The following is a 19019-nucleotide window of genomic DNA, read 5'->3' on the forward strand; positions in this document are numbered from 1 at the left end:
GGCACGGGGGCCGCGTTCCCATCGGGCCCAGACAGGGGAGGACCATTGGCCCAGACGAGGCAGCGGCAGCGCACGCGCTCGCGTGACGACGACGCGCCCATCATCCCGATCCTCGCGCGCAAGGTGCGCGAGGTCGAGCAGAAGGCCCAGAAGAACAAGCTGGGTCCCACCAACCGCACCAAGTTCCAGGTCATCGCGCTGCTCATGCGCGAGGAGCGCGCCCGGGTCAAGGCCGACGCCGAGCTCGGCGACGCCGCCCGGGCCGAGCTGCTCAAGCGCCTCGACGGCATCGCGCAGATCCTCGCGAAGACCGCGGCGCGCGACACGAGCCTCATCACGCTGCTCGAGCCGGATGCCTCGATCTCGACCGTCGCGCAGCGATTCCGCCGCGACTGGCTCTTGGAGTCCGGCGCCGACCTCAGCGAGGACGAGCTCATCATCGTGCGCGAGCCCGCGCCGGCACCCGAGCTCGCCCTGAACCAGGTGATCCCGCGATCCGTGAAGTCCCGGCAGCTGGCCAACCCGTTCCTCGCCCCCGACTTCAGCCGCGGTACGCGGCCCGTGGTCCCCGTGCGGCGACTGGCCAACTGGGAGCTCCTCGGTCCGCTGTTCAAGTCGTTCGAGGCGGGGTCCGGCGGCCAGGCCGCATCCATGGACCTGCCCGAGGCGCCGCGCGTCGACCGGCTCGCGCCGCGCGGGCTGGAGCTCATGCCCCACCAGGCGCGCTTCATCGAGTCCGCCCGGCAGGGTCACCGCACCTTCCTGCTCGCCGACGAGCCCGGCCTCGGCAAGACGGCGCAGTCGGTGCTCGCGGCCTCCGTCGCCGACGCCTACCCGCTGCTGGCGGTCGTGCCGAACGTCGTCAAGATGAACTGGGCGCGCGAGGTCGAGCGCTGGACGCCCCACCGGCGCGCCACCGTCATCCACGGCGACGGCGACAGCGTCGACGCGTTCGCCGACGTCATCGTGGTCAACTACGACGTGCTCGACCGGCACATGGCGTGGCTGTCGACCCTGGGCTTCAAGGGCATGGTCGTCGACGAGGCGCACTTCATCAAGAACCTGCAGTCGCAGCGCTCGCGGAACGTGCTCGCGCTCGCCGACCGCATCCGCGTGAACGCGACGGGCGGCGACCCGCTGCTGCTCGCCCTGACGGGCACGCCGCTCATCAACGACGTCGACGACTTCCGCGCCATCTGGCAGTTCCTCGGCTGGATCGTGGGCGACCGCCCGTCACCCGAGCTGCTCGGCAAGCTCGAGGAGACCGGGCTCACGCCCGCCGACCCGGGCTTCTACGCCGAGGCCCGGCGGATCGTCATCGACCTCGGCATCGTCCGGCGTCGCAAGAAGGACGTGGCCGCCGACCTTCCCGACAAGCGCATCGCCGACCTGCCCGTCGAACTCGACGACGAGCTCGGCCGCTCCATCCGCGCCGCCGAGCGCGAGCTCGGGCAGCGCCTGGCCACCCGCTTCCGCGCACTCGTCGAGTCGCGCAAGCTCCGCGTGGGCGACCTCGACGAGCTCGAGCGCGACCAGTTCATCCGCGCCGTCGCGCTGTCCGAGCTCGAGGAGTCGAAGTCGGCGAAGTCGGGAGAGAACGTCTTCACGATGGTGCGCCGCATCGGCCAGGCCAAGGCCGGCCTCGCCGCCGACTACGCGGCGCAGCTGGCCCGCTCGGCCGGCAAGGTCGTGTTCTTCGCCAAGCACATCGACGTGATGGACCAGGCCGAGGCCGCGTTCGCGGCGCGCGAGCTGCGCACCGTGTCGATCCGCGGCGACCAGAACGCCATCGTCCGCCAGCAGGCGATCGACGCGTTCAACACCGACCCAGACGTGTCGATCGCGGTGTGCTCGCTGACCGCGGCCGGCGTGGGCGTGAACCTGCAGTCGGCCTCGAACGTCGTGCTCGCCGAGCTCAGCTGGACCGCGGCGGAGCAGACGCAGGCCATCGACCGCGTGCACCGCATCGGCCAGGACGAGCCCGTCACCGCGTGGCGGATCATCGCCGCGCACACCGTCGACGCCCGCATCGCCGAGCTCATCGACCAGAAGCAGGGCCTCGCGCTGCGCGCCCTCGACGGCAGCGACATCGAGCCCGGCTCGGCCGACTCCGTGCAGCTCGACGCACTGCAGCACCTGCTCCGGCAGGCGCTCGACGGGGCACTCTGATACCGAGCCCCGACGCCGCACCGCGGCATCCGCTCGCCCCCGGCACGTCACCGGCGCGAGCGGATGCCGCGACCCCCGCTAGACTCCCCACGTTCGCGCCTCGATGATGCGGCACCCCCGCGAACGTCCACTTCACGAGGAGTCAACCAGGCATGAAGATCGGCATTCTCACGAGCGGCGGCGATTGCCCCGGGCTGAACGCGGTCATCCGCGGCGCGGTGCTGAAGGGCGTCATCTCGCACGACGCGGAGTTCGTGGGCTTCCGCTGGGGCTGGAAGGGCGTCGTCGAGCGCGACATCATGCCCATCACCCGCCACGACGTGCGCGGCCTCTCCAAGCAGGGCGGCACGATCCTGGGCTCCAGCCGCACCAACCCGTTCGAGGGCGAGAACGGCGGACCCGACAACATCCGGCGCATGCTCGAGGCCGAGGGCATCGACGCGATCATCGCGATCGGCGGCGAGGGCACCCTGACGGCCGCGCGCCGACTGGTCGACGAGGGCGGCCTGCCCGTGATCGGCGTGCCGAAGACCATCGACAACGACCTCGCCGCGACCGACTACTCGTTCGGCTTCGACACTGCGGTCGAGATCGCCACCGAGGCCATCGACCGCCTGCGCACCACGGCCGAGTCGCATGGCCGCTGCATGGTGCTCGAGGTCATGGGTCGGCACGTCGGCTGGATCGCGCTGCACTCCGGCATGGCCGGCGGCGCGCACGCCATCCTCATCCCCGAGCAGCCGATGAGCATCGACGAGATCTGCCACTACGTCGACTCGGTGCGCGAACGCGGCCGCGCGCCCCTCATCGTCGTCGCCGAGGGCTTCAAGCTCGACACCATGGACGAGGCGCACTCGCACCTCGGCCTCGACGCCTTCAACCGCCCGCGGCTCGGCGGCATCGCCGAGAAGCTCGCGCCGATCATCGAGGAGCGCACGGGCATCGAGTCCCGCCACACCGTGCTCGGCCACATCCAGCGCGGCGGCGCGCCCTCGGCCTACGACCGGGTGCTGGCCACGCGCCTCGGCATGGCGGCGGTCGACGCGGCGGTCGACCAGGCGTGGGGGAGCATGGTCACGCTCCGCGGCACCGATATCGCCCGGGTCACGATCGCCGAGGCGACGGGCGGCCTCAACCGGGTGCCGCAGTCGCGCTACGACGAGGCCAGGATCCTCTTCGGCTGAGCCGATGGCCGAGCCGATGGCCGGTGCGACGGCCGAACCGCGGATGCCGCTGCCCCAGGTGTGCGTCTGCTACCTGTTGCGCGAGGCCGGCGGGCGCACCGAGGTGCTGCTGGGCCGCAAGAAGCACGGCCTCGGGCAGGGCTACTTCGTCGGCCTCGGCGGCAAGCTCGAGCCGGGGGAGTCGGCCGTCGAGGCGGCCGTGCGCGAGGTGCACGAGGAGTCCGGCGTGCGAGTCGAGGCGCACGACCTCGACCCGCGCGGGCGGCTGACCTACCTCTTCCCGCACCGCGAGGCATGGAGCCAGGAGTCGAGCGTGTTCGTGACCCGCCGGTTCGTCGGCGAGCCCGCGCCGTCCGACGAGCTCGACCCGGAGTGGTTCCCGCTCGACGCCGTGCCCCTGACGGAGATGTGGGACGACGCGCGACGCTGGCTGCCCGCCGTGCTCGCGGGCGGGCGCGTGCGGCGCACCTACGTGTTCGGCGAGGATCTCGCGACCGTGGTGCACGAGCGCGATCACGTCGCGTAGGATCGACGGGGTCCGGCGATCGCCGCACCCCACCATCCGTGAACAGCAGGCGAATTCCTCGCCGATCGCACAGAAAGACGCCGGTGGATCTCACCCTCATCGTCGTGCTGGTCATCGCACTGGCGCTCTTCTTCGACTTCACGAACGGCTTCCACGACACCGCGAACGCGATGGCGACGCCGATCGCGACGGGTGCGCTGCGGCCCAAGATCGCGGTCGCGCTCGCCGCGGTCCTGAACCTCGTCGGCGCCTTCCTCTCCACCGAGGTCGCCAAGACCATCTCGGGCGGCCTGATCCGCGAGGGCGAGGGCGGCATCCTGATCACGCCCGAGCTGATCTTCGCCGGACTGATCGGCGCCATCACCTGGAACATGGTGACCTGGCTGCTCGGCCTGCCGTCGTCCTCGAGCCATGCGCTGTTCGGCGGGCTCATCGGCGCGGCCATCGTCGGCTTCGGCGTCCAGGCGATCGACGGCGCGGTGGTGATGTCGAAGATCATCCTGCCGGCGCTGCTCGCCCCGGTCACGGCCGGCCTCGTCGCGTTCACCGCGACGAAGCTGGCCTACGCCATCACCCGCCGGTACGACGGCAAGCCCGACGGGCGCGACGGCTTCCGGCATGCCCAGATCTTCTCGAGCTCACTCGTGGCGCTCGCGCACGGCACCAACGACGCGCAGAAGACGATGGGCGTCATCACGCTGACCCTGATCTCCGTCGGCGCCCAGCCCGTCGGCTCCGGCCCCGAGACCTGGGTCATCGTCGCGTGCGCCATCGCCATCGCGCTCGGCACCTACATGGGCGGATGGCGCATCATCAAGACGCTCGGCACAGGCCTGACCGACGTGAAGCCCGCCCAGGGCTTCGCGGCCGAGACCTCGACCGCCGCGACCATCCTCGCGTCCAGCCACCTCGGCTTCGCGCTCTCGACGACGCAGGTGGCCTCGGGCTCGGTCATCGGCTCGGGCCTGGGCCGGCGCGGTTCGAAGGTGCGTTGGCGCACCGCGGGCCGCATCGGCGTCGGCTGGCTCCTGACCCTCCCCGCGTCGGGCATCGTCGGCGCGCTCGCCGCGTTCGTGGCCCTCATCGGGCCGGCCGGCGTGATCATCGACGCGCTCGCGGCCGCCGTCATCATCGGCGTGATCTACATGTGGTCCCGTCGCGACGAGGTGTCGCACCACAACGTGCTGAGCGAGGTCTCCGATGCGGGTCGCGCGGTCAAGATCAAGCGCAACCCGAAGCCGAAGCGGAAGGTGACCTCGTGATCGACTGGATCGCGTTCGTGATCGTGCTCGTCGCGTCGCTCGTCGGCGCGAGCGTCGTCGTCAGCCTGTACGCACTCGGCATCCGCCTGCTGACCGTCTCCGGACGCACGCCGGTCGTCGCGCCCGCGGAGTTCACCGACGCGATCACGGTCATCACGCCGGAGGAGGCGGCCAAGGCCGCCAAGCGCGCCGAGAAGGCCGCGCGCAAGAGTCCGCTCACCGCCGGTCAGAAGCGACTCGCGCACATCGGAGCGTGGTCGTGCTTCGTGCTCAGCGGCCTCGCCGTGCTGTACGGCATCTTCCTGATCGTCCCCGCCCTCCACGAGTTCCTCGCCTGACCCTGACTGGATGAGATGAGCCCCACCGAGCCGCAGCCCGAGACCGACACCCACTCGCACGAGGAGCCGCCGCCGGCGGCCGCTGGGGCCACCGGGCCTCGGCCTGCCTCGTTCCTCGACCGCTTCTTCGAGATCACCGCGCGCGGCTCGACGATCCCGGCCGAGGTGCGCGGCGGTGTCGTGACGTTCGTCACGATGGCCTACATCGTGATCCTGAACCCGATCATCCTCTCCAGCGGCACGGATGTCGCGGGCCAGAACCTCGCGTTCCCCCAGGTCGCGGCCGTCACCGCGCTCACCGCGGGCGTCATGACGATCCTGTTCGGCCTCGTGGCCCGGCTGCCGTTCGCGTTCGCCGCCGGGCTCGGCATCAACTCGTTCCTCGCGGTGTCGGTGGTCGGCCAGGTGACCTGGCCCGAGGCGATGGGCCTCGTGCTCATCAACGGCCTCATCATCGTGCTGCTCGCCGCGACCGGCCTGCGACGCCTCATCTTCGCGGCGGTGCCCATGGCGCTCAAGCTCGCGATCACGGTCGGCATCGGCCTGTTCATCGCGTTCATCGGGTTCGTCGACGCCGGATTCGTGACCGCCACGGGTGCGGCCTCGCCGCCGGTCGGGCTCGGCGTGAACGGCTCGGTCGCGACCGTGCCGACGATCGTCTTCGTCATCACGCTGCTGCTGACGGGCGTCCTCGTCGCGCGCAAGGTCAAGGGCGGCATCCTCATCGGGCTGCTCACGGGCACGGTGCTCGCGATCGCCCTCGAGTCGGTGCTCGACCTCGGCCCGAAGGTCGGCGCCGACGGCACCGTGAACCCGCAGGGCTGGGGCCTGTCGGTGCCCGAGCTCCCGGCGCAGTGGGTGAGCCTGCCCGACCTGTCGCTCGTGGGCCAGGTCAGCTTCGGCAGCTTCGAGCGCATCGGCGTGCTCGCCGCGCTCATGCTCGTCTTCACGCTCGTGTTCACGAACTTCTTCGACGCGCTCGGCACCATGACCGGGCTGTCCAAGGAGGCGGGCCTCGCCGACGCGCGCGGGGAGTTCCCGCGCCTGCGCTCGGCCCTGATCGTCGAGGGCGTGGGCGCCGTCGCGGGCGGCTTCACGTCGAGCTCGTCGAACACGGTGTTCATCGAGTCGGGCTCGGGCATCGGCGAGGGAGCGCGCACCGGCCTCGCGAACCTCGTCACGGGCGTGCTGTTCCTCCTCGCGATGTTCCTCACGCCGCTCACCTCGATCGTGCCGTCCGAGGTGGCCGCCGCGGCGCTCGTCATCGTGGGTGCGCTCATGATGGCCCAGATCCGTCAGATCGACCTCTCCGACTTCTCGGTGCTGCTGCCGGTGTTCCTCACGATCACGGTGATGCCGCTGACGTACTCGATCGCCAACGGCATCGGCGCGGGATTCATCGGCTGGGTCGTGATCCGCTCGCTCGCGGGCAAGGCCCGCGAGATCAGCCCGCTGCTGTGGGTCGTCGCGGCCGGGTTCCTCGTCTACTTCGCGCGCGGCCCGGTCGAGTCGCTCATCGCGGGCTGACCGGCTCGTCCGACGCCGGCGCCGGCGCCGGCTCGGTGGGGGCCGCCGTGCCGCGCAGGCGGGCGATGCCGCGCATGAGGTGGTAGATCACGATCGCGGCGACCGTGCCGAGGGCGATGCCGTTGAAGACCACGTCGCCGATCGTGAAGGCGAAGTCGGCGACGCCGATCACGAGCGCCGTCGCGGCCGTGAACTGGTTCACCGGGTTCGTGAAGTCGACCCGGTTGTCGACCCAGATCTTCACGCCGATGATGCCGATCAGGCCGTAGAGCGCCGTCGTCACGCCGCCGAGCACGCCCGGCGGGATGGTGTTGATCAGCGCGCCGACCTTGGGTGAGAGCCCGAGCAGCACCGCGAACGATCCCGCGACCCAGTACGCGGCGGTCGAGTAGACGCGCGTCGCGGCCATGACCCCGATGTTCTCACCGTAGGTCGTGGTGCCCGAGCCGCCGAAGAAGCCGGCGATCGTGGTGGCCAGGCCATCGGAGAACAGCGCACGACCGGTGTACGCGTTGACCGACGCATCCGTCATCTGGGCGACGCCGCGGATGTGCCCCACGTTCTCGGCGACGAGCACGAGCACGACGGGCAGGAACGCCGGCAGCAGCCCCCAGACGGCCGCGTCGGCGATGGGGTTCGCGGGGAGGTGGAACTGCGGCAGGCCGACCCATGCGGCCTCGCCGACGGACGAGAAGTCCACCTCGCCCTGCACCACGGCCACGACGTACCCGATGACCACGCCGAGCAGGATCGACATGCGGCCGAGGATGCCGCGGAACGCGACGCTCGCGACGATGACCACGGCGAGGGTCACGAGGGCGGTGAGCGGCGCGGCCTCGAAGTTCGCCTTCGCGACGGGGGCGAGGTTCAGGCCGATGAGGGCGACGATCGCGCCGGCGACCACCGGCGGCATGAGCGCGTCGATCCACCGCGAGCCGGCGAACTGCACCACGAGGCCCACGACGGCGAGCAGCACGCCCACGACGACGATGCCGAACAGCGCGGCGCCCATCGGGTCGGCCACGCCGTCGGCGGCCATCGCGGCCGTGATCGGCGCGATGAACGCGAACGAGGACCCGAGGTAGCTCGGCACCCGGTTGCGCGTGACCAGCAGGAAGAGGATCGTGCCGAGCCCCGAGAAGAACAGGGTCGTCGCGGGCGGGAAGCCGGTGATGATCGGCACGAGGAACGTGGCGCCGAACATCGCCACGACGTGCTGGGCGCCGAGCCCGATGGTGCGCGGCCACGAGAGGCGTTCACCGGGTGCGACGACCTCGCCGGGGGCGACGTGCGCGCCGTCGCCGTGCAGGGTCCAGGGCAGGGGCATGGGCGGTCCGATCGATCTGGTGCGGGGGTCGCACGGATGCTACCGGGTGCCGGCCGGTGGCGTCAGCCGCCCCGCCGATCGGGGGGTTCGCCCCATACCGGCGCGCGTCGCCCGTTCGTAGCGTGGAGGCATCCACACGAACAGGAGAACCAGACCATGACCACGTTCACCCCCGCACCGGCGCCCGCCACCTCCGCCTCGGCGCCCGCGACCGACCTGGAGCAGCGCGGCTTCGCGGTGTCGAGCCTCGTGCTCGGCCTCGTGTCGTTCGTCGCGGGCTTCACCTTCGTGGTGCCGGTCGCCGGACTCGTGCTCGGCATCCTCGCGCTGCGGCGCGAGCCGTCGGCGCGCACGATGGCGATCTGGGGCATCGTGCTGAACGCCGTGATGCTCGCCGGGACCGTGATCGTCGGACTGGTCGCCGCGGCGATCGGCCTCGCGGCGCTGCCCTTCCTGCCGTTCGTCGTCTGATCGCGACGCACTCGATGCCCCGGCCCGCGCGGTCGGGGCATCGTCGTGCTCAGCCGTAGAAGCCGCGCAGCAGCGCCTCGGTGCCCTCGAGGTGCTCGGCCATCGCGTGCGCGGCGTCGTCGCCCGAGCCGCGCAGGATCGCGCCGACGATGGCGCGGTGCTGCTCGTCGGAGTGGGCGATGTTCGGCGCGAGCAGCGGGATGCCGTCGAGGAACGCGTTCACGCGCATCCGCACGTCGGCCATCAGCGGGATCACGCTCGGCGCGCCGAGGAGCTCCGCGATGAGCAGGTGGAAGCGCGAGTCGGCCACGCGGTACTGCTCGGCGCCGACGTCGTGGCAGTCGCGGTACGCCTGCCACAGCCGCTCCCGGTCGGATGCCGCGAGCGGGCGCTCGGCCGCCCGCCGCGCCGAGCCGACCTCGATCACGGCGCGGAGCGCGAGCGTGTCCTCGAGCTCGGCCGCGAGCGCGGACGGATCGGCGGGCGGTGCGGGGGAGTGGGGCGTGGTGCGCTGCGGCGGCGCATCCGCCACGAAGGTGCCGCCGTACCGGCCGCGGCGCGCGACGACCCATCCGGCGTCGGCGAGCGAGCCGATCGCCTCGCGCAGCGTGTCGCGGCTGACCTCGAGCATGCCCGCGAGCTCGCGCTCGGGCGGCAGCCGCTCGCCCGGCGCGATGAGCCCGAGCCGGATCGACTGCAGGAGCCGCTGCACGGTCTCCTCGAACGCGTTCGCGGGCCTGGCCGGGGTGAGCAGGAGCCCGGCGCTCAGCACCTCGGCGGGCTCGGCGAGCGGCACGGGCGGGGGCGCGGTCGCGGACGGATCGGCCGCGGCATCCGCCACGGCCCGATCCGCGCCCTCGCCCGTCGCCCGCATGCCTCGAGCCTAGAGCGGCGTGACGTAGGCCGCGCTGATGCCGCCGTCGACGAGGAACGTCGACCCGGTGATGAACGATGCGTCGTCGCTCGCGAGGAACGCGACGGCCGCCGCGAGCTCCTCGGGCCGGGCGAAGCGCCCGACGGGCACGTGGACGAGGCGCCGTTGCGCGCGCTCGGGGTCCTTCGCGAACAGCTCCTGGAGCAGCGGCGTGTTGACCGGCCCCGGGCAGAGCGCGTTGACGCGGATGCCCTGACGGGCGAACTGCACGCCGAGCTCCCGGCTCATCGCGAGCACTCCGCCCTTCGAGGCGGTGTACGAGATCTGCGAGGTCGCCGAGCCGAGCACCGCGACGAAGGAGGCGGTGTTGATGATCGAGCCGCGACTCTGTGCGACCATGTGGCGCAGCGCCGCACGCGAGCACAGGTAGACCGACTTGAGGTTGACGTCCTGCACCTTCTGCCACGCCGGCAGTTCGGTGGTCTCGATCGAGTCGTCGTCGGGCGGGGAGATGCCCGCGTTGTTGAACGCGATGTCGACCGAGCCGTAGACGCGCGCGGCCTCGTCGAAGAGGTGGTTCACCTGCGCCTCGTCGGTCACGTCGACCTGCACGAACAGGCCGTCGACGGCGGATGCCGCGTCCTCGCCGGTCGCGACGTCGAGGTCGCCGATCACGACCTTCGCGCCCTCGGCGGCGAGCCGCTTCGCGGTCGCGAGGCCGATGCCCGACGCGCCGCCGGTGATGACGGCGACGCGGCCGGCGAGCCGCTGCGTGAGGTCGATGGGGGTGATCTCTGCCATGGTGCTCCTCGAGGGTCAGGCCGGGTCGACGGCGAAGAAGACGTTCTTGGTCTCGGTGAAGGCCAGCGGCGCGTCGGGCCCGAGCTCGCGACCGAGCCCCGACTGCTTGAAGCCGCCGAACGGCGTGCTGTAGCGGACGGACGAGTGCGAGTTGACCGAGAGGTTCCCCGACTCGATCGCGCGGGCCACCCGGATGCCGCGGCCCAGGTCGCGCGTCCAGATCGATCCCGACAGGCCGAACTCCGTGGCGTTGGCGAAGCGGATGGCGTCGGCCTCGTCGTCGAACGGGAACACCGAGACGACCGGCCCGAAGATCTCCTCGCGGGCGGTGCGCGCGTCGCGCGCGGGCGCGAGCACGGTGGGCGGATACCAGAACCCCGGGCCGCTGGGGGCCGTGCCGCGGAAGGCGACGTCCGCGTCATCCGGCACGAAGGACGCGACGCGCTCGAGGTGGGCGCGCGCGACGAGCGGGCCCATCTCGGTCGCCTCGTCGGCCGGGTCGCCGACCTTCACGCCCTGCACGGCGGGCTCGAGCAGCTCCATGAAGCGGTCGTACGCGCTGCGTTCGACGAGGATGCGGCTGCGCGCGCAGCAGTCCTGGCCCGCGTTCTCGAACACCCCGTACGGGGCGGTGGCGGCCGCGCGTTCGAGGTCGGCGTCGGCGAACACGATGTTCGCGCTCTTGCCGCCGAGCTCGAGGGTCACGCGCTTGACCTGCGCGGCGCAGCCCGCCATGATGTGCCGGCCGACCTCGGTCGAGCCCGTGAAGACCACCTTGCGCACGGTCTCGTTCGTGACGAAGCGCTCGCCGACCACCGAGCCCTTGCCGGGGATCACCTGGAACAGGCCGTCCGGGAGGCCCGACTCGAGGCCGAGCTCGGCGAGGCGCAGGCTCGTCAACGGCGTCCACTCGGCGGGCTTCAGCACGACCGCGTTGCTCGCCGCGAGCGCGGGCGCGAAGCCCCACGACGCGATCGTCATCGGGAAGTTCCACGGCGTGATGACGCCCACGACGCCGAGCGGCTCGTGGAACGTGACGTCGAGCCCGCCGGCGACCGGGATCTGGCGCCCCGAGAGCCGCTCGGGCGCGGCGGCGGAGTACTCGAGCACGTCGCGGACGTGCCCCGCCTCCCAGCGCGCCTGGCCGATCGGGTGGCCCGAGTTGGAGACCTCGATCGCCGCGAGCTCCTCGACCGCGCCGTCGACCGCGTCGGCGAAACGGCGCAGCAGCCGCGCGCGATCGGCCGGGGCCAGCGCCGCCCAGTCGCGCTGCGCTCGTGCGGCGCGCGCGATCGCGGCATCCGTCTCCTCGATCGTCGCGGCGGCGACCGTGGTCACGACGGTCTCGTCGGCGGGGTTGAGGATGGTGTGGGTCACTCGGAGCTCCTTCTGCTGCGATGCGTGCGTGCGGCCTCGACCAGGCCCGCGAACAGGCGGCGGTCGGCGGCGTTCTCCTCGGGGTGCCACTGCACCGCGACGCCGAATGCGGCGTCGTCGAGCTCGACGGCCTCGATGACGCCCTCGTCGGTGCGGGCCGTGACCGTGAGGCCGTCGGCCACGCGGTCGATGGCCTGATGGTGGTAGACGTGCACGGGCAGCGTGCCGCGCGGCTCGTCGGCGTCGCCGAGGACCGCGTCGAGCCGGCTGCCGCGCTCCACGCTCACCTGCGTCTCGCCGAAGACCGCCGGGGCCGGCTGGTAGCCCTCGTGCCCCACCACGTCGGGCAGGTGCTGCACGAGCGTGCCGCCGAGGGCGACGTTGAGCACCTGGGCGCCGCGGCAGATGCCGAGGAACGGCACGTCGAGCTCGATCGCCGCGGTCAGCAGCGCGTCCTCCCACGCGTCGCGGTCGGCGCGCGGCGCGCCGGTCCGCTCGTGCGGCTCCTGTCCGTATCGCCGGGGGTCGACGTCGGCGCCGCCCGCGACGATGAGCCCGTCGACCGAGCCGAGCACCCGACGGGCGATCCCGGCCGAGACCGGCTGCGGCGGCAGCAGCACGGCGATGCCGCCCGCGTCGGTCACCGCGTCGAGGTACACCTTCGGCAGGAACGACGCGGGCAGGTCCCACACGCCCGTCTGCGACCGCTCGAGGTAGGTCGTGACGCCGATCACGGGGGCGTCGGGCGTCGACGGGGGCGTCGCGCCATCCGCCGGCGACTCAGAAGCGCTCGAAGCCACGGACCCGCTCCCAGTCGGTGACGGCGGCGTCGTACGCGGCGAGCTCGACGCGCGCGTTGTTGAGGTAGTGGTCGACGACCTCGTCGCCGAACGCCTCGCGAGCGATCGCCGAGCCGGCGAACAGCTCCGCGGACTCGCGCAGGGTCGCCGGCACGCGCGCGACGTCGCTCTCGTAGGCGTTTCCGACGAACAGGTCGCCGGGTTCGAGCTCGTGGTCGATGCCGTGCAGGCCGGCCGCGATGAGCGCCGCGACGGCGAGGTACTGGTTGACGTCGCCGCCGGGCACGCGGTTCTCGACGCGCATGCCCAGGCCGTGGCCCACGACGCGGAGGGCGCACGTGCGGTTGTCGAGCCCCCACGCGATCGCGGTCGGCGCGAAGCTGCCCGCGACGTAGCGCTTGTAGGAGTTGATGTTGGGCGCCGAGAACAGCGTGAGCTCGCGCATCGCGGCGACCTGCCCGCCGAGGAAGTGCCGGAACATCGTCGACATGCCGTGCGGCTGGGACTCGTCGCTGAAGACCGCGGCGCCGTCCTCGCCGCGCAGCGAGATGTGGATGTGGCAGCTGTTGCCCTCGCGCTCGTTGAACTTGGCCATGAAGGTCAGCGACTTGCCGTGCCGGTCGGCGATCTCCTTGGCGCCGTTCTTGTAGATCGAGTGGTTATCGCACGTGCCGAGCGCGTCGGTGTAGCGGAACGCGATCTCCTGCTGGCCGAGGTTGCACTCGCCCTTCACGCCCTCGCAGTACATGCCGGCGCCGTCCATGGCGTTGCGGATGTCGCGCAGCAGCGGCTCCATGCGCGTCGAGGCGAGGAGGGCGTAGTCGATGTTGTAGTCGCTCGCGGGCGTGAGCTCGCGATAGCCCTTGCGCCATGCGTCGCGGTAGGAGTCGTCGAAGACGATGAACTCGAGCTCGGTGCCGACGTACGCCGTGAGGCCCCGCTCGGCGAGCCGTTCGAGCTGGCGCTGCAGGATGCGGCGGGGCGAGGCCTCGACGGGCCGGCCGTCGAGCCACTGCAGGTCGGCAGTGACGAGCGCGGTGGCCTCGAGCCAGGGCGCCATCCGGAGCGTCGTGAGGTCGGGCACGAGCGCCATGTCGCCGTAGCCGCGCTCCCAGCTGGACATCTCGTAGCCGTCGACGGTGTTCATCTCGACGTCGACGGCGAGCAGGTAGTTGCACGCCTCGGCGCCGTGGAGCGCGACCTCCTCGAGGAACAGGCGGGCCGACGTGCGCTTGCCGACGAGGCGCCCCTGCATGTCGGTGAACGCCACGATGACCGTGTCGACGTGCCCGTCGGCGACCGCGGAGCGGAGCCCGTCGAGCGTCAGGTAACCGGTGGGTGCCGCCATGTCGGGCGCCTCCTCGCGTGGGGAATGGTCGGGTACGGCGACCATTACACCACGGGCCGACGCGACCGACTAGGCCATCTTCGCCGTGATCACGGGGCGACGGTGCCGTGGCCCCCGGAAAAAGGTCTGTACGGGCGACCATTGCGCCCCTATCATGTGGCGCACAGCATCGCACCCCGCGCCCGCCCCCCAGGCCCGCGCGATGACGAACAGGAGCGCCATGGCGAAAGACACCCTCAAGGTCTCGGGCGTCACGTACACGACCGCCGACCAGGGATACTTCGAGAAACGCAAGCTCACCCGCGCCGCGGGCGTCTGGGGCCTCTGGGGCCTCGCCGTCGCCGCGGTCATCTCCGGCGACTTCTCCGGCTGGAACTTCGGCATCGACTTCGCGGGCTTCGGCGGCATGCTCATCGCCTTCGCGATCCTCGTGGTCATGTACTACGGCCTGATCTTCTCGATCGGCGAGATGGCGTCGGCCATGCCCCACACGGGCGGCGCCTACTCGTTCTCGCGCGCGGCGATGGGGCCGTGGGGCGGATTCGTGACGGGCCTCGCCGAGACGATCGAGTACGTCGCGACGACGGCCGTCATCGTGTTCTTCTCGGCCTCGTACGCCGACGCGATCACGAGCGAGCTGCTCGGCTTCTCGATGCCGGGCTGGGTCTGGTGGGTCATCCTCTACGCGATCTTCATCGGGATCAACGCCGCCGGCGCGAACATCTCGTTCAAGTTCGCCATCGTCGTCTCGATCATCTCGATCGCGATCCTGCTCGTCTTCAGCGTGATGGCGCTGTTCTCCGGGCAGTTCTCGTGGGACAACCTGTTCGACATCGAGCCCGACCCCGGCCAGAGCGCGTTCCTGCCGCACGGCGTGCTGCCGATCCTCTTCGCGCTGCCGTTCGCCATGTGGTTCTTCCTCGGCATCGAGGAGCTGCCGCTCGCGGCGGAGGAGTCGCACAACCCGGTCAAGGACATCCCGCGCGCGGGCATCATCGCGCGCGCCACGCTCATCGTGACCGGCCTGCTCGTGCTCTTCCTCAACACGGGCGTCCTGGGCGCCGAGGCCACGGGCGTGGCGGGGGAGCCGCTGCTCGACGGGTTCCGCGCGATCGTCGGCGACGAGCTCGCGGCGGTGCTCGCGCTGTTCGCGCTCATCGGCCTGCTCGCCTCGCTCCAGGGCATCATGTTCGCCTACGGCCGCAACATGTACTCGCTCTCCCGCGCGGGCTACTACCCGAAGTTCCTCTCGCTGACCGGCAAGCGGCAGACGCCGTGGGTCGCGCTCGTGGCGGGCGCCGTGATCGGCTTCCTCGCGCTCGTGGTGCTCGACGTGCTCGCCCAGGTCGACGCCGAGGGCGCGGGCGCGGTCGCGGGCGCGATCGTGCTGAACATCGCGGTGTGGGGCGCGGTCCTCGCGTACCTGCTCCAGATGGTCTCGTACGTGATCCTCCGCCGGAAGTTCCCCGACGCCAAGCGCCCGTACCGCAGCCCGTGGGGCGTCCCCGGCGCGGTCGCGGCCGCGGCCATCTCGGCGCTGATCTTCCTCGGCTTCCTGCTCAATCCGACCTTCGTGCCCGCGATCATCGCGATCGCCGTCGTGTACGCCGTCATGCTGATCGGCTTCGGGCTCTACGGCCGCAACCACCTCGTGCTCTCGCCCGAGGAGGAGTACGCGGTGTCCGGCGGCCTGCACGGCGATCCGCAGGCCGAGGGCTACGGCGGCGAGGTCGAGGAGGAGATCCTGGCCATGGACGGCGTGGACGCGCCGGCCGAGCCCGTCGACGCGCCCGCCGACGAGACGAAGGGCTGACGCGGGGGCGACGACACCTCCGGCGGCCGAGCGCCGGACACGCCGGGCGGCGGGACGCGGGGGCGTCCCGCCGCCCGATGGCGGGTTCGGCGCGAGGAGCACGGGGCTACGCTGGCGGCGGGAGGGGTCGTCATGGAACCGAGCGCTCCGCGCGCGCCGTCGTGGACGGCGGTCGCGCCCGAGCCCGCGTACGCGACGAGCGAGGATGGGGTCGTCGCGTACCAGGTGTTCGGCCGGGGCGACCACGACCTCCTGCTCATCGGCAACTGGGCGAGCAACATCGAGGTCATGTGGGAGCATCCCTCGATGGCGCGCTACCTCGAGCGCCTCGGCCGGTTCGCGCGGGTCATCTGCTTCGACAAGCGGGGCGCCGGGATCTCCGACCCGGTCTCGCTGGGAGCGCTGCCCACGCTCGAGCACTGGATGGACGATGCGCGCGCCGTGCTCGACGCCGCGGGCTCCGAGAAGGCCGCGCTCCTCGGCGACGCCGAGGGCGGTCCCATGGCGATGATGTTCGCCGCCACGTATCCGCAGCGCACGCGCGCGCTCGTGCTGGTGAACACGTTCGCGCGGATGCTGCGCGCCGAGGACTACCCGATCGGCATGCCCGAGTCGGCCGCCGAGCGGCTGCTCGTGTCGTGGCGCCAGGGCTGGGGGACCGATGCCGCGCTCTGGCTCTCGGCGCCGAGCGTCGCCGACGACGCCCAGCTGCAGCGCTGGGCACGCCACTACATGCGCCTGTCGGCGACGCCGGCCGCGGCGGCGCGGATGTACGGCTGGGTGCTCCGGCTCGACGTCCGCTCGGTGCTGCCGAGCATCCAGGTGCCGACGCTCGTGCTGCACAAGGCCGGCAACCGGCACTACCGGGCCCCGATGGGCCGCTACCTCGCGGAGCACATCCCCGGCGCGAAGTACGTCGAGCTCCCCGGTGCGGACTGGTACCCGCCGTTCGTCGGTGCGGAACCGGTCCTCGACGAGATCGAGGAGTTCCTGACGGGCGACCGGCCGGCGCCGCCCGACGACCGCATCCTCGCGACGGTGCTCTTCACCGACATCGTCGGCTCGACCGACCTGGCCGCGCGTCTCGGCGACCAGCGCTGGCTCGACGTGAAGGCCGCCCACGACGAGCTCGTCCGCTCGCATCTCGAGCGCCACCGCGGGCGCGAGATCGCGACCACGGGCGACGGGTTCCTCGCGATCTTCGACGGGCCGGCGCGCGCGGTGCGGTGCGCGACGGAGATCGCCGCCGCGGTGGACTCGCTCGGCCTCGCCATCCGTGCCGGGCTGCACACGGGCGAGGTCGAGCTGCAGGACGGCCAGGTCGCGGGCATCGCCGTGCACATCGCCGCGCGCGTCATGGCGCACGCCGAGGCGGGCCGGGTGCTCGTGTCGGGCACGGTCACCGACCTCGTCGTCGGTTCGGGCATCCGATTCGCCGATCGCGGGTCGCACGCGTTGAGGGGCGTCCCGGGGCAGTGGCGACTCTTCGAGGTCGTCGCGGAGTCCTGAGCCGGGTCCGCGGTCGCCGCACCGCGCACGATTCGTGCGACCCGCACGCGTTCACGCACGAACCGTCCGCGGCGTGCCCGATCCGGGCGGGGCGCTCGGCGGTAGGCTCGGACCAGTACCCGCGCGGCGATCCCGCGCACCCCTGAGGCGATGGAGCCACCCGTGTCGATGACCCGACCAGACCACCCGACCGTCGCGACCCGGAGAGCGGAGGACGAGATGGACCCCGCGCACGGGCCGACCCGCATCGAGACCGACTCGCTCGGCTCGGTGGAGGTGCCGGCCGACGCGTACTGGGGCGTGCACACCAAGCGCGCGCTCGACAACTTCCCCATCTCCAAGCGCCCGATCTCGGTGTACCCCGAGCTCGTGGTCGCGCTCGCGCAGGTCAAGCAGGCCGCCGCGCGGGCCAACAAGGAGATCGGCGCGCTCGAACCGCAGAAGCAGGTGTGGATCGACGAGGCGTGCCAGCGCATCATCGACGGCGAGTTCCACGACCAGTTCCTCGTGGGCGTCATCCAGGGCGGCGCGGGCACCTCGACGAACATGAACGCGAACGAGGTCATCACCAACGTCGCGCTCGAGATCGCCGGGTACCCCAAGGCCCGCTACGACATCCTGCACCCGATCGACGACGTCAACCGCAGCCAGTCGACGAACGACACCTATCCGACCGCGATCAAGCTGTCGATGACCGCGTCGCTCACGACGATGCTGGCCGAGCTCGACCAGCTCCGCATCGCCTTCGGCCGCAAGGGCCGCGAGTTCCAGGACGTCCTGAAGGTCGGGCGCACCCAGCTGCAGGACGCCGTCCCGATGACGCTCGGCCAGGAGTTCCACGGCTACGCGACGACGCTCGGCGAGGACATCGCGCGGCTGCGCGAGACCATCAAGCTGCTCTCCGAGGTGAACCTCGGCGGCACCGCGGTGGGAACGGGCATCACGGCCGACCCGGGCTACGCCGCCGCCGTCGTGCGCCACCTCAGCGAGATCGCCGGCCAGCCGCTCGAGACCGCACCCGACCTCGTCGAGGCCACGAGCGACACGGGTGTGTTCATGACCTTCTCGAGCGCACTCAAGCGCAGCGCGATCAAGCTCTCCAAGATCTGCAACGACCTCCGGCTGCTCTCGTCGGGGCCGCAGGCCGGCCTCGGCGAGATCAACCTGCCGCCCCGCCAGGCGGGCTCGAGCATCATGCCGGGCAAGGTCAACCCGGTCATCCCCGAGGCGGTCAGCCAGGTCGCCTACGCGGTCGCCGGCGCGGACGTCACGGTCATGATGGCGTCCGAGAGCGGGCAGCTGCAGCTCAACGCGTTCGAGCCGGTGATCGCCCACTCGCTGCTCCAGTCGATCACCTGGATGCGCCAGGCCTGCTGGACCCTGCGCGTGAACTGCGTCGACGGCATCACCGCGAACGTCGAGCGGCTCGAGGCGCAGGTGGCGTCGACCGTCGGCGTCATCACCGCGCTGATCCCGTTCATCGGGTACGCCGAGGCGGCCAAGCTCGCCAAGGCCGCGCTCGCGACAGGCCGTCCGGTCGCCGACCTCGTCGTCGAAGCCGACCTGATGACGCGCGAGGAGGTCACGCGCCACCTGATGCCGTCGCGGCTCTCGGGCACCCACCCCGTGACGCAGGCGATCCCCGTCGTCGAGCGCAAGGGCGAGCCGAGCGAGTGACGCGCCGACGCGCTGC

General features: G+C 71.7%; 16 protein-coding genes. 10 read left to right on the top strand and 6 right to left on the bottom strand.

All coding sequences use genetic code 11. From position 1 onward, the window contains the following. The first annotated feature begins 45 nt into the window (after nucleotides 1-45). From JOD46_RS09245 to JOD46_RS09270, 6 genes are all read left to right on the top strand, one after another. Nucleotides 46-2169: a DEAD/DEAH box helicase gene (locus JOD46_RS09245; RefSeq protein ID WP_204393605.1), complete on the top strand. Its 2124-nt coding sequence runs from the start codon at nucleotides 46-48 to the stop codon at nucleotides 2167-2169. Between the two features lie 152 nt (nucleotides 2170-2321). Continuing rightward, nucleotides 2322-3353, top strand: a complete 1032-nt coding sequence (locus JOD46_RS09250) for a 6-phosphofructokinase (RefSeq protein WP_204393607.1) — start codon at nucleotides 2322-2324, stop codon at nucleotides 3351-3353. 4 nt (nucleotides 3354-3357) lie between these two features. Continuing rightward, a complete protein-coding gene (locus tag JOD46_RS09255) occupies nucleotides 3358-3879 on the top strand; it encodes an 8-oxo-dGTP diphosphatase (RefSeq protein ID WP_204393609.1) in 522 nt (173 codons plus the stop codon). A gap of 83 nt (nucleotides 3880-3962) precedes the next feature. Beyond that, a complete protein-coding gene (locus JOD46_RS09260; protein WP_204393611.1) occupies nucleotides 3963-5141 on the top strand; it encodes an inorganic phosphate transporter in 1179 nt (392 codons plus the stop codon). After that, entirely contained in the window at nucleotides 5138-5479 is a 342-nt protein-coding gene (locus JOD46_RS09265; RefSeq protein WP_204393613.1) for a peptidase, read from the top strand. The genes JOD46_RS09260 and JOD46_RS09265 overlap by 4 nt, the downstream gene beginning before the upstream one ends. Before the next feature lie 15 nt (nucleotides 5480-5494). Then, a complete protein-coding gene (locus JOD46_RS09270; protein WP_204393614.1) occupies nucleotides 5495-7006 on the top strand; it encodes an NCS2 family permease in 1512 nt (503 codons plus the stop codon). Here JOD46_RS09270 and JOD46_RS09275 read toward each other — a convergent pair. Continuing rightward, on the bottom strand, nucleotides 6993-8333 hold the full coding sequence (locus JOD46_RS09275) for a uracil-xanthine permease family protein (protein WP_204393616.1): 1341 nt from the start codon (nucleotides 8331-8333) through the stop codon (nucleotides 6993-6995). The genes JOD46_RS09270 and JOD46_RS09275 overlap by 14 nt on opposite strands. Before the next feature lie 156 nt (nucleotides 8334-8489). Here JOD46_RS09275 and JOD46_RS09280 point away from each other — a divergent pair, with 156 nt between their 5' ends. Continuing rightward, nucleotides 8490-8804, top strand: a complete 315-nt coding sequence (locus tag JOD46_RS09280; protein WP_239562666.1) for a hypothetical protein — start codon at nucleotides 8490-8492, stop codon at nucleotides 8802-8804. A 49-nt stretch (nucleotides 8805-8853) separates the two neighbouring features. Here the strand turns inward: JOD46_RS09280 and JOD46_RS09285 are convergent, their stop codons facing one another. From JOD46_RS09285 to JOD46_RS09305, 5 genes are read right to left on the bottom strand one after another with little or no spacing between them, the layout of a single operon-like run. Then, nucleotides 8854-9678 (bottom strand): FadR/GntR family transcriptional regulator, encoded by an 825-nt coding sequence (locus JOD46_RS09285; protein ID WP_204393618.1) that lies wholly within the window; start codon nucleotides 9676-9678, stop codon nucleotides 8854-8856. 9 nt (nucleotides 9679-9687) lie between these two features. Further along, nucleotides 9688-10479: a 3-oxoacyl-ACP reductase gene (locus JOD46_RS09290; RefSeq protein ID WP_204393620.1), complete on the bottom strand. Its 792-nt coding sequence runs from the start codon at nucleotides 10477-10479 to the stop codon at nucleotides 9688-9690. Nucleotides 10480-10494: 15 nt separating this feature from the next. Beyond that, nucleotides 10495-11856: an aldehyde dehydrogenase family protein gene (locus JOD46_RS09295; RefSeq protein ID WP_204393622.1), complete on the bottom strand. Its 1362-nt coding sequence runs from the start codon at nucleotides 11854-11856 to the stop codon at nucleotides 10495-10497. Continuing rightward, on the bottom strand, nucleotides 11853-12656 hold the full coding sequence (locus JOD46_RS09300; RefSeq protein ID WP_204393624.1) for a gamma-glutamyl-gamma-aminobutyrate hydrolase family protein: 804 nt from the start codon (nucleotides 12654-12656) through the stop codon (nucleotides 11853-11855). The genes JOD46_RS09295 and JOD46_RS09300 overlap by 4 nt, the downstream gene beginning before the upstream one ends. Next, nucleotides 12637-14004, bottom strand: coding sequence for a glutamine synthetase family protein (locus JOD46_RS09305; protein WP_204393626.1), 1368 nt, complete (start codon nucleotides 14002-14004; stop codon nucleotides 12637-12639). Before JOD46_RS09305 ends, JOD46_RS09300 begins: the two co-directional genes overlap by 20 nt. A gap of 220 nt (nucleotides 14005-14224) precedes the next feature. On the opposite strand from JOD46_RS09305, the gene JOD46_RS09310 reads away from it, so the two are divergent. From JOD46_RS09310 to JOD46_RS09320, 3 genes are all read left to right on the top strand, one after another. Continuing rightward, nucleotides 14225-15817, top strand: a complete 1593-nt coding sequence (locus tag JOD46_RS09310; protein ID WP_204393628.1) for an amino acid permease — start codon at nucleotides 14225-14227, stop codon at nucleotides 15815-15817. Nucleotides 15818-15949: 132 nt separating this feature from the next. Then, nucleotides 15950-17326, top strand: a complete 1377-nt coding sequence (locus tag JOD46_RS09315) for an adenylate/guanylate cyclase domain-containing protein (protein ID WP_204393630.1) — start codon at nucleotides 15950-15952, stop codon at nucleotides 17324-17326. Between the two features lie 219 nt (nucleotides 17327-17545). Further along, on the top strand, nucleotides 17546-19003 hold the full coding sequence (locus tag JOD46_RS09320) for an aspartate ammonia-lyase (protein ID WP_204393632.1): 1458 nt from the start codon (nucleotides 17546-17548) through the stop codon (nucleotides 19001-19003). Nucleotides 19004-19019: the final 16 nt, after the last annotated feature.

The organism is Agromyces aurantiacus (genome assembly GCF_016907355.1).
GTDB lineage: Bacteria > Actinomycetota > Actinomycetes > Actinomycetales > Microbacteriaceae > Agromyces > Agromyces aurantiacus.

Coding starts and splice junctions, on each gene's coding strand:
- JOD46_RS09275 (WP_204393616.1), bottom strand. CDS start 8,333: ATGCCCCTGCCCTGGACCCTGCACGGCGACGGCGCGCACGTCGCCCCC.
- JOD46_RS09250 (WP_204393607.1), top strand. CDS start 2,322: ATGAAGATCGGCATTCTCACGAGCGGCGGCGATTGCCCCGGGCTGAAC.
- JOD46_RS09320 (WP_204393632.1), top strand. CDS start 17,546: ATGGACCCCGCGCACGGGCCGACCCGCATCGAGACCGACTCGCTCGGC.
- JOD46_RS09285 (WP_204393618.1), bottom strand. CDS start 9,678: ATGCGGGCGACGGGCGAGGGCGCGGATCGGGCCGTGGCGGATGCCGCG.
- JOD46_RS09290 (WP_204393620.1), bottom strand. CDS start 10,479: ATGGCAGAGATCACCCCCATCGACCTCACGCAGCGGCTCGCCGGCCGC.
- JOD46_RS09270 (WP_204393614.1), top strand. CDS start 5,495: ATGAGCCCCACCGAGCCGCAGCCCGAGACCGACACCCACTCGCACGAG.
- JOD46_RS09315 (WP_204393630.1), top strand. CDS start 15,950: ATGGAACCGAGCGCTCCGCGCGCGCCGTCGTGGACGGCGGTCGCGCCC.
- JOD46_RS09280 (WP_239562666.1), top strand. CDS start 8,490: ATGACCACGTTCACCCCCGCACCGGCGCCCGCCACCTCCGCCTCGGCG.
- JOD46_RS09305 (WP_204393626.1), bottom strand. CDS start 14,004: ATGGCGGCACCCACCGGTTACCTGACGCTCGACGGGCTCCGCTCCGCG.
- JOD46_RS09255 (WP_204393609.1), top strand. CDS start 3,358: ATGGCCGAGCCGATGGCCGGTGCGACGGCCGAACCGCGGATGCCGCTG.
- JOD46_RS09310 (WP_204393628.1), top strand. CDS start 14,225: ATGGCGAAAGACACCCTCAAGGTCTCGGGCGTCACGTACACGACCGCC.